Origin of the sequence: Mitsuaria sp. GD03876, assembly GCF_029840635.1 — a bacterium.
In the GTDB taxonomy this organism is placed as follows: Bacteria; Pseudomonadota; Gammaproteobacteria; order Burkholderiales; family Burkholderiaceae_C; genus Roseateles.
In genome coordinates this window covers 76,967-90,370 of the sequence record NZ_JAOCCU010000012.1, presented here as the reverse complement: position 1 = coordinate 90,370, position 13,404 = coordinate 76,967, and the positions used below count along the sequence as shown (strand labels likewise).

The following is a 13,404-nucleotide window of genomic DNA, read 5'->3' as shown; positions in this document are numbered from 1 at the left end:
GGTGTGTGAAATGACTTCAGGCGCGCGGTGGTGTCTCCGTCGGCGCGTTCGGGGTCAGGAGAAAACCATGAGTCTTAGCAATCGTCTCGGATTGCTGGGCCGCAAGGTTGGCATGATGCGTGTGTTCACGGTCGACGGCGATACCGTCCCCGTGACCGTGCTGGACGTGTCCAACAACCGCGTGACCCAGATCAAGACCGAAGAGTCCGACGGCTACAGCGCCATCCAGGTGACCTACGGCACGCGCAAGGCGTCCCGTGTCACCAAGCCGGAAGCGGGTCACCTCGCGAAGGCTGGCGTCGAAGCCGGTGAAATCATCAAGGAATTCCGCGTGGATGCCGCGGTCGCCGCCGAGTACAAGGCTGGCGCCCAAGTCCCCGTGACGCTGTTCGCCGCCGGCCAACTGGTCGACGTGCAGGGCACCTCGATCGGTAAGGGCTTCGCAGGCACCATCAAGCGCCACAACTTCGGTTCGCAGCGCGCTTCGCACGGTAACAGCCGCTCGCACAACGTTCCTGGCTCCATCTCGATGGCGCAGGATCCGGGCCGCGTGTTCCCGGGCAAGAAAATGTCGGGCCACCTCGGCGACGTCACCGTGACCGTCCAGAACCTGGATGTCGTCCGCATCGACGAAGCCCGCCAGCTGGTGCTGGTCCGTGGTGCCGTTCCTGGCGCGAAGGAAGGATTCGTCGTGATCCATCCGGCCGTCAAGGTCAAGGCCAAGAAGGGAGCCAACTGATGCAACTCGAGCTCCTGAATGAGCAGGGTCAGGCGACGTCGAAGGTCGACGCCCCGGATACCCTTTTCGCTCGCGATTACAACGAAGCCCTGGTGCACCAGGTCGTCGTGGCCTACCAGGCCAACGCCCGCCAAGGCACCCGCGCTCAGCTGACCCGCGCCGAAGTTCGTCACTCGACGAAGAAGCCGTTCCGTCAGAAGGGCACCGGCAACGCCCGTGCTGGTATGACCTCGTCGCCGCTGTGGCGCGGGGGCGGTCGCATCTTCCCGAACAAGCCTGACGAGAACTTCTCGCACAAGCTGAACAAGAAGATGTACCGCGCCGGCATGGCCGCGATCCTGTCGCAGCTGGCCCGTGAAGGCCGCCTGGCCGTCGTGGATTCGATCGCGATCGAAGCCCCGAAGACCAAGCTGCTCGCCGCCAAGCTCAAGGCCATGGGTCTGGATCACGTCATGGTGATCTCCGACCAGGTCGACGACAACCTGCTGCTGGCCTCGCGCAACCTGGCCAACGTGCTGGTCGTCGAGCCGCGCTACGTCGATCCGCTGTCGCTGGTCTTCTACAAGAAGGTCCTGGTGACGAAGGCGGCGATCGAGCAACTGAAGGAGATGCTGGCATGAGCGCGCCCAAGTTTGCTGAAGGCCGTCTGGCCAAGGTGCTGCTCGCTCCGATCGTGTCCGAGAAGGCCACGATGGCTGGCGAAAAGCACAACCAAGTCCTGTTCAAGGTCCTGCGCGACGCGACCAAGCCGGAAGTCAAGGCTGCCGTTGAACAAATGTTCAAGGTTGAGGTCGAGGCGGTGAACATCGTCAACGTCAAGGGCAAGACCAAGCGCTTCGGTGGCCGTGTTGGCCGTCGCGACCACGTCAAGAAGGCGTACGTGTCGCTGAAGGCTGGCCAGGAGCTCAACTTCTCCGGGGAGGCTGCGTAATGGCCGTCGTTAAAGTCAAGCCGACTTCGCCTGGCCGTCGTGGCGTGGTGAAGGTGGTGCACAAGCACCTGCACAAGGGCGCTCCCGAAGCTTCGCTGCTCGAGCCCCAGAAGCAGAACGCTGGCCGTAACAACAACGGTCACATCACGATGCGCCACAAGGGCGGTGGTCACAAGCACCACTACCGCGTGGTGGACTTCCGTCGCAACAAGGACGGCATCCCGGCGAAGGTCGAGCGCATCGAGTACGACCCGAACCGCACGGCCCACATCGCCCTGGTGTGCTACGCCGATGGCGAGCGTCGCTACATCATCGCGCCGCGCAACCTGGACGTCGGTTCCACGATCCTGAGCGGCGCGGAAGCCCCGATCAAGGTCGGCAACACGCTGCCCATCCGCAACATCCCCGTGGGTTCGACGATCCACTGCGTGGAACTGTTGCCGAGCAAGGGTGCCCAGATCGCCCGTTCCGCCGGTACCTCCGTGGTGCTGATGGCGCGTGATGGCTCGTACGCCCAGATCCGTCTGCGCTCCGGCGAAGTCCGCCGCGTGCACATCGACTGCCGCGCGACGATCGGCGAAGTGAGCAACGAAGAGCACAGCCTGCGCCAGTACGGCAAGGCCGGCGCCATCCGCTGGAAGGGCATCCGCCCGACCGTGCGTGGTACCGCCATGAACCCGGTCGACCACCCGCACGGTGGTGGTGAGGGTCGTACGGGTGAAGGTCAGGCCCCTGTGTCGCCGTGGAACACCCTGACGAAGGGCTACCGCACTCGCAACAACAAGCGCACGCAGACCTTCATCGTCTCGCGTCGCAAGAAGTAAGGGGTAGACCAACATGGCTCGTTCCCTCAAGAAGGGTCCCTTCGTGGATCACCACCTGATGGCCAAGGTCGACAAGGCCGTTGCCATCAAGGACAAGAAGCCCATCAAGACCTGGTCGCGCCGCTCGACGATCCTGCCCGAGTTCATCGGTCTGACGATCGCCGTGCACAACGGCAAGCAGCACGTGCCGGTCTATGTGTCTGACCAGATGGTTGGCCACAAGCTGGGTGAATTCGCTCTGACCCGCACCTTCAAGGGCCACCCGGCCGACAAGAAGGCCGGCAAGAAGTAAGGATGACGACGATGGAAACCAAAGCAATCGTTCGTGGCGTCCGCCTGTCGTTTGATAAGGGCCGCCTCGTGGCGGACCTGATCCGCGGCAAGAAGGTGGATCAAGCGCTGAACATCCTCGAGTTCACCCAGAAGAAGGCCGCGCTGATCATCAAGAAGGCGCTGGAATCGGCCATCGCCAATGCCGAGCACAACGACGGTGCCGACATTGACGAGCTGAAGGTCACTTCGATCTACGTGGAGCAGGGCACCACGCTGAAGCGGTTCTCCGCGCGCGCCAAGGGCCGCGGCAACCGCATCAGCAAGCCGACCTGCCATATCTACGTGACCGTCGGCAACTGAGCCTGAAGGAAGACTATGGGACAGAAAATTCATCCGACTGGCTTCCGCCTGCCCGTCACCCGTAACTGGGCGTCGCGCTGGTACGCGAACAACCAGAACTTCGCCAGCATGCTGGCCGAAGATCTGCAAGTGCGCGACTTCCTGAAGGCCAAGCTGAAGAACGCCGCCGTTTCGCGCATCCTGATCGAGCGTCCTGCCAAGAACGCTCGCATCACGATCTTCTCGGCCCGTCCGGGCGTGGTGATCGGCAAGAAGGGCGAGGACATCGAGAACCTGAAGGCCGAGCTGGCCAAGCGTCTGGGCGTGCCCGTCGCGGTCAACATCGAAGAAGTGCGCAAGCCCGAAATCGATGCCCAGCTGATCGCCGACTCGATCACCCAGCAGCTCGAGAAGCGCATCATGTTCCGCCGCGCGATGAAGCGCGCGATGCAGAACGCGATGCGCCTGGGCGCCCAGGGCATCAAGATCATGTCCGCCGGCCGTCTGAACGGCATCGAAATCGCTCGTACCGAGTGGTATCGCGAAGGTCGTGTGCCCCTGCACACCCTGAAGGCCGACATCGATTACGGCTTCTCCGAAGCCAAGACCACCTACGGCGTGATCGGCGTCAAGGTGTGGGTGTACCGCGGCGACCGCCTGGCCAATGGCGAGGCCCCCGTGATCAACACCCCCCCGGGTGCCGAAGATGATCGTCGTCCCCGTCGCAATGCCCGTCCGGGCGCGCCGGGTGGCCGCGGTCGTGGCGACAAGCCTGCCGAAGGCGGCGACAAGCCTGCTGCGAAGCGTGTGGTGCGCAAGCCCGCCGCTGACGGCGGCCAGGCGTAAGGAGAACTCAACATGCTGCAACCCGCTCGTCGCAAATATCGCAAGGAGCAAAAGGGCCGCAACACTGGTGTTGCGACCCGCGGCGCGACTGTCGCTTTCGGTGACTTCGGCCTGAAGGCCACCGAGCGCGGCCGTATCACGGCTCGCCAAATCGAAGCGGCTCGCCGCGCCATCTCGCGTCACATCAAGCGCGGTGGCCGGATCTTCATCCGCATCTTCCCGGACAAGCCGATCTCGCAAAAGCCCGCCGAAGTCCGTATGGGCAACGGCAAGGGCAACCCGGAGTACTACGTGGCTGAGATCCAGCCCGGCAAGGTGCTCTACGAGGTCAACGGCGTGCCTGAGGCTCTGGCGCGCGAGGCGTTCACGCTGGCCGCTGCCAAGCTGCCCCTGCGCTGCACCTTCGTGACCCGCCAGCTCGGCGCCTGATTGGAGAACACCCCATGAAAGCATCTGAACTGCGCGCGAAAGACGTGGCTGCCCTGAAGAAGGAAGTCACCGATCTGCTGAAGGCCCACTTTGGTCTGCGCATGCAAAAGGCGACGCAACAACTGACCAACACTTCGGTGCTGGGCAATACGCGTCGTGACATCGCCCGCGCCAAGACCATCCTGGCCGAGAAGAAGGGAGCCGCGAAATGACGCAAGCTCAAGAGAAGAACACCCGCACCCTGGTCGGTCGCGTCGTCAGCGACAAGCGCGCCAAGACCGTCACCGTGCTGGTCGAGCGTCGTGCCAAGCACGAGCTGTACGGCAAGATCGTGGCCCGTTCCCGCAAGTACCACGCCCATGACGAAAAGGGCGAGTACAAGATGGGCGACATCGTCGAGATCGCCGAAGGCCGTCCGCTGTCCAAGACCAAGAGCTGGGTCGTGACCCGCCTGGTCGAGAAGGCTCAGCTGGTCTGATCGCCGGCGCCGCCCGAATGGCGGCGCACGCATGGGGCGGCACGCCGCGTCATGCATTGAATGGCTGGAGCGCCGGTATTCCCGGTGCCCAGCCATTCTTCATTTTTCGCGGCACACTCTGCCGCTTCATTCCATCGACAACAGGAACCAGGAGCACGTCATGCTGAAAGTGGGCGACCGTCTGCCGGCCGGCAATCTGCAGGAATTCATCGAAGTGGAAGGCGAGGGCTGTTCGCTCGGTCCGAACACCTTCGACATCGAGAAGCTGACCGCGGGCAAGACCGTGGCGATCTTCGCGCTGCCGGGTGCCTTCACGCCGACGTGCTCGGCGCAGCATGTGCCGGGCTATGTCGCGAACGCGGACGCGCTCAAGGCCGCCGGCGTCGACGAGGTCTGGTGCGTGTCGGTCAACGACGCCTTCGTCATGGGCGCCTGGGGCCGTGACCAGAAGACCGCCGGCAAGGTGCGCATGATGGCCGACGGCAGCGCCGCGTTCACGCAGGCGACCGGACTGACGCTCGACCTCGTCGCGCGCGGGATGGGCCTGCGCTCGCAGCGCTACTCGATGCTGGTGAAGGATGGCGTGGTGAAGAGCCTCAACATCGAAGCGCCTGGCAAGTTCGAGGTCAGCGACGCCGGCACGATGCTCGAGCAGGCGCAAGCCCTCTGAACTCAAGCATCACCAGTTGACAGGCGGATTGTGCATCGCGCATAATCCGCAGCTTCGCCGAAAGGTGGTTCCGTCGCTCGACGGGGTTTCGTGACCAGCGCACGGGACGACCGCCCTCGGTTCTCGGTTTCTTGCCCATGAAGGCCAGACGCGGGTCGCCGCAAGGTGACAGGTGATTGGCTTACGGGCCCAAGACTGACCGCTCTGGATGGCTGCGATGGTCGCAGTTGCCTGAGCGGGAAAAGTTGGGGACAGACATGATCCAAATGCAATCGCGACTCGACGTCGCGGACAACACTGGCGCCAAGTCCGTCATGTGCATCAAGGTGCTTGGTGGTTCCAAGCGTCGTTATGCCCATATTGGCGACATCATCAAGGTCAGCATCAAGGAAGCTGCTCCGCGCGGCCGCGTCAAAAAAGGCGAGGTCTACAACGCGGTGGTCGTGCGCACTGCCAAGGGTGTGCGCCGCCAAGACGGCTCCCTGGTCAAGTTCGACGGCAATGCCGCCGTGCTGCTGAACGCCAAGCTGGAGCCCATCGGCACCCGCATCTTCGGCCCGGTCACGCGTGAACTGCGTACCGAGCGCTTCATGAAGATCGTGTCGCTGGCGCCTGAGGTGCTCTAAGCCCCGCTCAGACAAAGGTATTGCCATGAACAAGATTCGCAAAGGCGACGAGGTCATCGTTCTGACCGGCCGCGACAAGGGTAAGCGCGGCACCGTGACGCTGCGCGTTGACGCCGATCACGTGGTGATCGAGGGCATCAACGTCGTCAAGAAGCACGTCAAGCCGAACCCGCTGAAGGGCACGACTGGCGGCATCGTCGACAAGTCCATGCCCATCCATCAATCCAACGTGGCGATCTTCAACGCCGCTTCCGGCAGGGCCGATCGCGTGGGCATCAAGCTCGGCGGCGACGGCAAGCGGGTGCGCGTGTTCAAGTCGACCGGCGAAGAGATCAAGGCCTAAGGGGTAAGACATGGCTCGTTTGCAAGAGTTCTATCGCGAGAAGGTCGTCCCCGGTCTGACCGAGAAGTTCGGCTACAAGTCCGTGATGGAAGTGCCGCGCATCACCAAGATCACGCTGAACATGGGCGTGAGCGAGGCGGTCGCCGACAAGAAGGTCATGGACCACGCCGTGGGCGACCTGACCAAGATCGCCGGCCAGAAGCCCGTGGTCACGAAGTCGAAGAAGGCGATCGCCGGCTTCAAGATCCGTGACGGCGTGCCCATCGGCTGCATGGTGACCCTGCGTGGCGCCACGATGTACGAATTCCTGGACCGCTTCGTCACCGTGGCCCTGCCGCGCGTGCGCGACTTCCGCGGTATCTCCGGTCGTTCGTTCGACGGTCGCGGCAACTACAACATCGGCGTCAAGGAACAGATCATCTTCCCCGAAATCGAGTACGACAAGGTGGATGCTCTGCGTGGTCTGAACATCAGCATCACGACGACGGCCAAGACGGACGACGAAGCCAAGGCTCTGCTGGCTGCGTTCAAGTTCCCGTTCAAGAACTGAGGTGACCCGTGGCAAAACTCTCGATCAAGCAACGTGAGCTGAAGCGCGCCCAACTGGTCGCCAAGTACGCCAAGAAGTACGCGGAACTGAAGGCCATCATCGACGACAGCAAGAAGTCGGACGAAGAGCGCTATCTGGCCCGCCTGGAGCTGCAGAAGCTGCCCCGGAACGCCAACCCGACCCGCCAGCGCAACCGCTGCGAGCTGACCGGCCGCCCCCGTGGCACGTTCCGCAAGTTCGGCCTGGCTCGTAACAAGATTCGTGAGCTGGCCTTCAAGGGCGACATCCCCGGTGTCGTCAAGGCCAGCTGGTAATCGGCAGGTTTAGGAGATTTCGTATGAGCATGAGTGATCCTATCGCCGATATGCTGACCCGCATTCGCAACGCCCAGAGCGTTGAGAAGGCCAGCGTCGTGATGCCTTCGTCGAAGCTGAAGGTCGCGATCGCCAAGGTCCTGAAGGATGAAGGCTATATCGACGACTTCGCGGTGCGTGGCGATGCCGCCCGCCCGGAGCTCGAAATTGCGCTGAAGTACTACGCCGGTCGTCCGGTGATCGAGCGCATCGAGCGCGTGAGCCGTCCCGGCCTGCGCATCTACAAGGGCCGCCACGACATTCCCCAGGTCATGAATGGCCTGGGCGTGGCGATTGTCACGACCCCCAAGGGCGTGATGACGGACCGCAAGGCGCGTCAAGCCGGTGTCGGCGGCGAAGTGCTTTGCTACGTCGCCTAAGCGCAAGGAGAGACAGACAATGTCCCGCGTTGGAAAAATGCCGGTCGTCGTCCCGCAAGGCGTGGACGTGGCGATCGCCGCTGACAAGATCAGCGTGAAGGGTGCCCAGGGCTCCCTGTTCGTGGCCGTGAACCCGCTGGTGACGGTCAAATCGGAAGGCGGCAAGCTGACCTTCGTCCCGACCAACGAATCGGCCGATGCCGATGCGATGAGCGGCACGATGCGCGCGCTGCTGAACAACATGGTCAACGGCGTCAGCAAGGGCTTCGAGAAGAAGCTGAACCTGGTCGGCGTGGGCTTCCGTGCCCAGGCCCAAGGCCAGAAGCTGAACCTGCAGATCGGTTTCTCGCATCCGGTCGTCAAGGACATGCCGGCTGGTATCAAGGTCGAGTGCCCGACCCAGACCGAAATCCTGATCAAGGGTGCGGATCGCCAGGTCGTCGGTCAGATCGCCGCTGAAGTGCGCGCGATCCGTCCGCCGGAGCCCTACAAGGGCAAGGGCATCCGTTACGCCGACGAGAAGGTCTCCCTCAAAGAGACCAAGAAGAAGTAAGGAGCCGCGCCATGCTGAACAAGAAGGAACAACGCCTGCGTCGTTCGCGCCAAACGCGTGCCCGCATCGCTCTCCAGCGCGTGGCCCGTCTGACGGTCTTCCGCTCGAACTTGCACATCTACGCCTCGGTCATTTCCGAAGACGGCCAGCGCGTGCTGGCCTCGGCTTCGACCGCCGAGAAGGAAGTGCGCACGCAGCTGTCGGGCAAGGGTGGCAACGTCGCCGCCGCGACCCTGATCGGCAAGCGCATCGCCGAGAAGGCGAAGGCCGCTGGCGTCGAGAAGGTGGCTTTCGACCGTTCGGGCTTCGCTTACCACGGCCGTGTCAAGGCCCTGGCTGAAGCCGCTCGCGAAGCCGGCCTGCAGTTCTGACGCTCAAAGGATTAGGAAATGGCAAAGTTTCAACCCCGCGCTCAGACCGAAGGCAACGACGACGGCCTGAAGGAAAAGATGATCGCGGTCAACCGCGTCACGAAGGTTGTGAAGGGCGGCCGCACGCTGTCCTTCGCTGCGCTGACCGTGGTCGGTGACGGCGATGGCCGCATCGGCATGGGCAAGGGCAAGGCCAAGGAAGTGCCCGTCGCCGTGCAAAAGGCGATGGAATCGGCCCGCCGCAACATGATCAAGGTCGCCCTGCGCAATGGCACCATCCAGCACAACGTGGTGGGTGAGCACGGCGCGGCGCACGTGATCATGGCTCCGGCTCCGGCCGGTACCGGCGTCATCGCCGGCGGCCCGATGCGCGCTGTCTTCGAAGTGATGGGCGTGACCGACATCGTGACCAAGAGCCACGGTTCGACCAACCCCTACAACATGGTCCGTGCCACGCTGGACGCGCTCAAGCGCTGCTCCACGCCCGCCGAAGTGGCGGCCAAGCGCGGCAAGTCGGTTGAAGAAATCTTCAACTGATCGCCAGGAGATCGAGATGTCTGACAAGAAAATGCTCACGGTCAAGCTGGTCCGCAGCCCGATCGGCTGCCGTGCGGATCATCGCGCGACGGTGGTCGGCCTGGGTCTTCGCAAGCTCAACAGCACGAAGACGCTGGAAGACACGCCCGCGGTGCGCGGCATGATCAACAAGATCGCCTACCTGGTGCAGGTGCTCTAAGCACGGCACCAACGAGGAACACAAGATGCAACTCAATACCATCAAGCCCGCCGCTGGTGCCAAGCACGCCAAGCGTCGCGTGGGCCGTGGCATCGGTTCTGGTCTGGGCAAGACCGCTGGCCGTGGCCACAAGGGTCAGAAGTCGCGTGCCGGTGGCTTCCACAAGGTCGGCTTCGAAGGCGGCCAGATGCCGCTGCAGCGTCGCCTGCCCAAGCGCGGCTTCAAGTCGCTGGCTCGTCCGTTCAACGCGGAAGTGACGCTGTCGGAGCTGAACCAGCTGACCGGCGAGGAAATCGACCTGCTGACGCTGAAGGCCGTGGGCCTGGTGTCGGAGCTGGCGAAGTCCGTCAAGGTCATCAAGTCCGGCGAGATCACCCGCAAGGTGAGCGTCAAGGGTCTGGGCGTGACGGCCGGCGCGAAGGCGGCGATCGAAGCCGCCGGCGGCTCCGTCGCTTAATCAGCCAAGCACAGGACTAGGCAGCAGTGGCAAGCAACGCATCCCAGTTGGCCAAGAGCGGCAAGTTCGGCGACCTGCGTCGCCGGCTGATGTTCCTGGTCCTCGCGCTGGTCGTGTACCGCATCGGGGCGCATATCCCCGTGCCCGGTATCGATCCGGCGCAGCTTCAGCAGCTGTTCAAGGGCCAGCAGGGCGGGATCCTGAGCCTGTTCAACATGTTCTCGGGCGGTGCGCTGTCGCGCTTCACCGTCTTCGCGCTGGGCATCATGCCCTACATCTCGGCCTCGATCGTCATGCAGCTCATGACGTACGTGGTGCCGAGCCTGGAAGCGCTGAAGAAGGAAGGCGAGGCCGGCCGTCGCAAGATCACGCAGTACACGCGCTATGGCACCTTGGGCCTGGCGATCTTCCAGAGCTTGAGCATTGCTTTCGCGCTGGAGAGCTCGCCCGGTCTGGTGCTGAGCCCCGGTTTCGGTTTCCGCATCACCGCGGTGACCAGCCTGGTGGCTGGCACGATGTTCCTGATGTGGCTGGGTGAGCAGATCACCGAGCGCGGTCTGGGCAACGGCATCTCGATCCTGATCTTCGGCGGTATCGCCGCGGGTCTGCCGGGCGCCATCGGCGGTCTGCTCGAGCTGGTTCGTACCGGCGCGATGAGCGTGATCTCCTGCCTGGTCGTGATCGCGATCGTGATCGCCGTGACTTACCTGGTGGTGTTCGTTGAACGCGGCCAGCGCAAGATCCTGGTGAACTACGCCAAGCGCCAGGTCGGGAACAAGGTCTACGGTGGCCAGAGCTCGCATCTGCCGCTGAAGCTGAACATGTCGGGTGTGATTCCGCCGATCTTCGCGTCGTCGATCATCCTGCTGCCCACCACGCTGGTGAGCTGGTTTGCGACTGGCGACAGCATGCGCTGGTTGAAGGACATCGCCGACGCGTTGCGTCCGGGACAACCGATCTATGTGCTGCTGTATTCGGCTGCGATCGTGTTCTTCTGCTTCTTCTACACGGCGCTGGTGTTCAACAGCCGTGAGACCGCAGACAACCTGAAGAAGAGCGGAGCGTTCATCCCCGGGATTCGTCCTGGCGACCAGACGGCCCGGCACATCGACAAGATCCTGTCTCGGCTGACGCTGGCAGGTGCGGTGTACATCACCGGCGTGTGCCTGCTGCCTGAGTTCCTGACGTTGAAGTACAACGTCCCGTTCTATTTCGGTGGCACGTCGCTGCTGATCATCGTGGTCGTCACCATGGACTTCTGGGCTCAGGTCCAGTCCTATGTGATGAGCCAGCAGTACGAGTCCCTGCTGAAGAAGGCTAGTTTCAAGGCCAACTGAAGCGTCAGGCTGAAGAGAATATTCGGACCCAATTCAGCACAACCCGAAGGTATGGCGAAAGACGACGTCATTCAAATGCAGGGTGAGATTCTTGAGAACCTCCCCAACGCAACCTTCCGAGTCAAGCTGGAGAACGGTCATGTCGTTCTCGGTCACATTTCCGGGAAGATGCGGATGCACTACATCCGCATCCTTCCGGGCGACAAAGTGACCGTCGAATTGACACCGTACGATTTGAGTCGTGCTCGCATCGTGTTCCGGGCGAAGTGAGCTTCTTAGCAACCCCCGGATCAACGCTGATTGAGCGAACAGAGTAGGTCAAGGAGCAGACCATGAAAGTTTCGGCATCCGTCAAGAAGATGTGCCGCAATTGCAAGATCATCCGCCGTAATGGCGTGGTGCGTGTGATCTGTACCGATCCCCGCCACAAGCAGCGCCAGGGCTGATTGGCCTCACGACTGCAAGCGAATTAGAGGACGCACATGGCACGTATTGCTGGTATCAACATTCCGCCGCACAAGCACACCGAGATCGGTCTGACCTCGATCTACGGCATTGGCCGTACGACCGCGCAGAAGATCTGCAACAGCTGCGGCATTCCGCTGGACAAGAAGGTCAAGGACCTGAACGACTCCGATCTGGAAAAGATCCGTGAGGAAGTCGGCCGCCTGACCATCGAAGGCGACCTGCGTCGCGAGATGTCCATCAACATCAAGCGTCTGATGGACCTGGGTTGCTATCGTGGCTTCCGCCATCGTCGTGGCCTGCCGGTGCGCGGCCAGCGTACCCGCACGAACGCCCGTACCCGCAAGGGTCCGCGCAAGTCGGCGGCGACTGGCAAGAAGTAATCCGCGGCATCTGAAGAAAGCTAACCATGGCAAAAGCACCCAATAACTCGGCTGCCCAGCGCGTTCGCAAGAAGGTTCGGAAGAACGTTGCCGACGGTATCGCCCACGTTCACGCTTCGTTCAACAACACCATCATCACGATCACCGATCGCCAGGGTGGTGCGCTGTCCTGGGCCTCCTCGGGCGGCCAGGGCTTCAAGGGCTCGCGCAAGTCGACCCCCTTCGCGGCCCAGGTGGCTGCCGAAGTGGCCGGCCGTGCTGCTCAAGAACAAGGCATCAAGAACCTGGACGTCAAGATCAAGGGCCCCGGCCCGGGTCGCGAATCGTCGGTGCGCGCCCTGGCTGCGCTCGGCATCCGCATCAACTCGATCTCCGACGTGACGCCGGTGCCGCACAACGGCTGCCGTCCGCAGAAGCGCCGCCGCATCTAAGCGGTTTGCGCTGAGCGATCGCGTAGTGCGATAATCTCCGATTCGTTCAGATCCAGCCGGCTGGCGCGTCAGTGCCAGCCGGCCGTTTTGCTGAGGCGGACCGAAAGGTCGTCTCGGCGGAAGCCGGTGGCAACGCCGGCCTCGTCGAAGTCGCTGACTTCTTGAAGCCCACCGTCCGAGCCTACAAAAACACTGGCCGGACTCGCGCGATGCACGGAATGTCTCGGTGCGCGCGTCAGATTGATGAAGGACACGCAAAGTGGCACGTTACCTCGGCCCGAAGGCCAAACTTTCCCGCCGTGAAGGCACCGACCTGTTCCTGAAGAGCGCCCGCCGCGCCATCAGCGACAAGGCGAAGTTCGACACCAAGCCTGGCCAGCACGGCCGCACTTCGGGCCAGCGCACCTCCGACTTCGGTCTGCAGCTGCGCGAGAAGCAGAAGGTCAAGCGCATGTACGGCGTGCTGGAGCGCCAGTTCCGCCGCTATTTCGCCGAAGCCGAGCGCCGCAAGGGCTCGACCGGCGTGAACCTGCTGGTCCTGCTGGAATCGCGCCTGGACAACGTCGTCTATCGCATGGGCTTCGGCTCGACCCGCGCGGAAGCCCGCCAGCTGGTCTCGCACAAGAGCATCACGGTGAACGGCCAGGTCGTGAACATCGCGTCCTACCTGGTGAAGGCCGGTGACGTGGTCGCCGTCCGTGAAAAGGCCAAGAAGCAGCTGCGCATCATCGACAGCCTGAAGCTGGCCGAGTCGATCGGTCTGCCGGCCTGGGTGGCCGTCGACGCGACCAAGCTGGAAGGCATCTTCAAGAAGACGCCGGATCGCGACGAGTTCGGCGCCGAGATCAACGAATCGCTGATCGTTGAGTTGTACTCGCGTTAATTCTTTC

At 62.8% G+C, this 13,404-nt stretch carries 27 protein-coding genes; all 27 read left to right on the top strand.

Going from position 1 to position 13,404, the window contains the following annotated elements:
* The first annotated feature begins 67 nt into the window (after window positions 1–67).
* The 27 genes from rplC to rpsD all read left to right on the top strand — a co-directional run bounded on the left by rplC (window position 68) and on the right by rpsD (window position 13,397).
* Window positions 68–739, top strand: coding sequence for a 50S ribosomal protein L3 (rplC, locus tag N5D62_RS09880; RefSeq protein WP_279757541.1), 672 nt, complete (start codon window positions 68–70; stop codon window positions 737–739).
* Entirely contained in the window at window positions 739–1,359 is a 621-nt protein-coding gene (gene rplD, locus N5D62_RS09875) for a 50S ribosomal protein L4 (protein ID WP_279757540.1), read from the top strand. Before rplC ends, rplD begins: the two co-directional genes overlap by 1 nt.
* Complete coding sequence (gene rplW, locus N5D62_RS09870; protein WP_279757539.1) at window positions 1,356–1,670, top strand: 50S ribosomal protein L23; 315 nt, start codon at window positions 1,356–1,358, stop codon at window positions 1,668–1,670. The genes rplD and rplW overlap by 4 nt, the downstream gene beginning before the upstream one ends.
* Window positions 1,670–2,494 (top strand): 50S ribosomal protein L2, encoded by an 825-nt coding sequence (rplB, locus tag N5D62_RS09865; protein WP_279757538.1) that lies wholly within the window; start codon window positions 1,670–1,672, stop codon window positions 2,492–2,494. The genes rplW and rplB overlap by 1 nt, the downstream gene beginning before the upstream one ends.
* 13 nt (window positions 2,495–2,507) lie before the next feature.
* Window positions 2,508–2,786: a 30S ribosomal protein S19 gene (gene rpsS, locus N5D62_RS09860; RefSeq protein WP_058933599.1), complete on the top strand. Its 279-nt coding sequence runs from the start codon at window positions 2,508–2,510 to the stop codon at window positions 2,784–2,786.
* An 11-nt stretch (window positions 2,787–2,797) separates the two neighbouring features.
* Complete coding sequence (gene rplV, locus N5D62_RS09855) at window positions 2,798–3,127, top strand: 50S ribosomal protein L22 (protein ID WP_058937144.1); 330 nt, start codon at window positions 2,798–2,800, stop codon at window positions 3,125–3,127.
* A gap of 15 nt (window positions 3,128–3,142) precedes the next feature.
* Window positions 3,143–3,952, top strand: a complete 810-nt coding sequence (rpsC, locus tag N5D62_RS09850) for a 30S ribosomal protein S3 (RefSeq protein WP_067065181.1) — start codon at window positions 3,143–3,145, stop codon at window positions 3,950–3,952.
* Between the two features lie 12 nt (window positions 3,953–3,964).
* Complete coding sequence (gene rplP / locus N5D62_RS09845) at window positions 3,965–4,381, top strand: 50S ribosomal protein L16 (RefSeq protein ID WP_067065182.1); 417 nt, start codon at window positions 3,965–3,967, stop codon at window positions 4,379–4,381.
* Between the two features lie 14 nt (window positions 4,382–4,395).
* Complete coding sequence (gene rpmC / locus N5D62_RS09840; protein ID WP_088404614.1) at window positions 4,396–4,593, top strand: 50S ribosomal protein L29; 198 nt, start codon at window positions 4,396–4,398, stop codon at window positions 4,591–4,593.
* A complete protein-coding gene (gene rpsQ, locus N5D62_RS09835; RefSeq protein WP_279757537.1) occupies window positions 4,590–4,859 on the top strand; it encodes a 30S ribosomal protein S17 in 270 nt (89 codons plus the stop codon). The genes rpmC and rpsQ overlap by 4 nt, the downstream gene beginning before the upstream one ends.
* 160 nt (window positions 4,860–5,019) lie before the next feature.
* A complete protein-coding gene (locus N5D62_RS09830) occupies window positions 5,020–5,529 on the top strand; it encodes a peroxiredoxin (RefSeq protein WP_279757536.1) in 510 nt (169 codons plus the stop codon).
* Between the two features lie 257 nt (window positions 5,530–5,786).
* Window positions 5,787–6,155, top strand: coding sequence for a 50S ribosomal protein L14 (gene rplN / locus N5D62_RS09825; RefSeq protein WP_058933605.1), 369 nt, complete (start codon window positions 5,787–5,789; stop codon window positions 6,153–6,155).
* A 25-nt stretch (window positions 6,156–6,180) separates the two neighbouring features.
* Window positions 6,181–6,498, top strand: coding sequence for a 50S ribosomal protein L24 (gene rplX / locus N5D62_RS09820; RefSeq protein ID WP_279757535.1), 318 nt, complete (start codon window positions 6,181–6,183; stop codon window positions 6,496–6,498).
* 10 nt (window positions 6,499–6,508) lie between these two features.
* Window positions 6,509–7,048 carry a 50S ribosomal protein L5 gene (gene rplE / locus N5D62_RS09815; protein WP_067278833.1) on the top strand — a complete coding sequence of 180 codons (540 nt, stop codon included), beginning with the start codon at window positions 6,509–6,511 and terminating at the stop codon, window positions 7,046–7,048.
* Between the two features lie 8 nt (window positions 7,049–7,056).
* Window positions 7,057–7,362 (top strand): 30S ribosomal protein S14, encoded by a 306-nt coding sequence (gene rpsN, locus N5D62_RS09810; protein ID WP_067065192.1) that lies wholly within the window; start codon window positions 7,057–7,059, stop codon window positions 7,360–7,362.
* Between the two features lie 23 nt (window positions 7,363–7,385).
* Window positions 7,386–7,781: a 30S ribosomal protein S8 gene (gene rpsH, locus N5D62_RS09805; RefSeq protein WP_058933609.1), complete on the top strand. Its 396-nt coding sequence runs from the start codon at window positions 7,386–7,388 to the stop codon at window positions 7,779–7,781.
* A gap of 19 nt (window positions 7,782–7,800) precedes the next feature.
* The gene (gene rplF / locus N5D62_RS09800; RefSeq protein ID WP_279757534.1) at window positions 7,801–8,334 is read left to right on the top strand and encodes a 50S ribosomal protein L6; all 534 of its coding nucleotides are present in this window, start codon (window positions 7,801–7,803) and stop codon (window positions 8,332–8,334) included.
* An 11-nt stretch (window positions 8,335–8,345) separates the two neighbouring features.
* Entirely contained in the window at window positions 8,346–8,705 is a 360-nt protein-coding gene (gene rplR / locus N5D62_RS09795; protein ID WP_279757533.1) for a 50S ribosomal protein L18, read from the top strand.
* A gap of 18 nt (window positions 8,706–8,723) precedes the next feature.
* Window positions 8,724–9,242, top strand: coding sequence for a 30S ribosomal protein S5 (gene rpsE, locus N5D62_RS09790; protein WP_279757532.1), 519 nt, complete (start codon window positions 8,724–8,726; stop codon window positions 9,240–9,242).
* Between the two features lie 16 nt (window positions 9,243–9,258).
* Window positions 9,259–9,441, top strand: a complete 183-nt coding sequence (gene rpmD, locus N5D62_RS09785; RefSeq protein WP_279757531.1) for a 50S ribosomal protein L30 — start codon at window positions 9,259–9,261, stop codon at window positions 9,439–9,441.
* Window positions 9,442–9,466: 25 nt separating this feature from the next.
* Window positions 9,467–9,898: a 50S ribosomal protein L15 gene (gene rplO / locus N5D62_RS09780; protein WP_279757530.1), complete on the top strand. Its 432-nt coding sequence runs from the start codon at window positions 9,467–9,469 to the stop codon at window positions 9,896–9,898.
* A gap of 26 nt (window positions 9,899–9,924) precedes the next feature.
* A complete protein-coding gene (secY, locus tag N5D62_RS09775; protein ID WP_279757529.1) occupies window positions 9,925–11,235 on the top strand; it encodes a preprotein translocase subunit SecY in 1,311 nt (436 codons plus the stop codon).
* Between the two features lie 51 nt (window positions 11,236–11,286).
* Window positions 11,287–11,505, top strand: coding sequence for a translation initiation factor IF-1 (gene infA / locus N5D62_RS09770; protein WP_009855680.1), 219 nt, complete (start codon window positions 11,287–11,289; stop codon window positions 11,503–11,505).
* A 62-nt stretch (window positions 11,506–11,567) separates the two neighbouring features.
* Window positions 11,568–11,681, top strand: a complete 114-nt coding sequence (gene rpmJ / locus N5D62_RS09765) for a 50S ribosomal protein L36 (RefSeq protein WP_058933616.1) — start codon at window positions 11,568–11,570, stop codon at window positions 11,679–11,681.
* 36 nt (window positions 11,682–11,717) lie between these two features.
* A complete protein-coding gene (rpsM, locus tag N5D62_RS09760) occupies window positions 11,718–12,083 on the top strand; it encodes a 30S ribosomal protein S13 (RefSeq protein ID WP_088404620.1) in 366 nt (121 codons plus the stop codon).
* A gap of 26 nt (window positions 12,084–12,109) precedes the next feature.
* A complete protein-coding gene (gene rpsK / locus N5D62_RS09755; RefSeq protein WP_056194196.1) occupies window positions 12,110–12,514 on the top strand; it encodes a 30S ribosomal protein S11 in 405 nt (134 codons plus the stop codon).
* A gap of 259 nt (window positions 12,515–12,773) precedes the next feature.
* Window positions 12,774–13,397: a 30S ribosomal protein S4 gene (gene rpsD / locus N5D62_RS09750; protein ID WP_067065205.1), complete on the top strand. Its 624-nt coding sequence runs from the start codon at window positions 12,774–12,776 to the stop codon at window positions 13,395–13,397.
* Window positions 13,398–13,404: the final 7 nt, after the last annotated feature.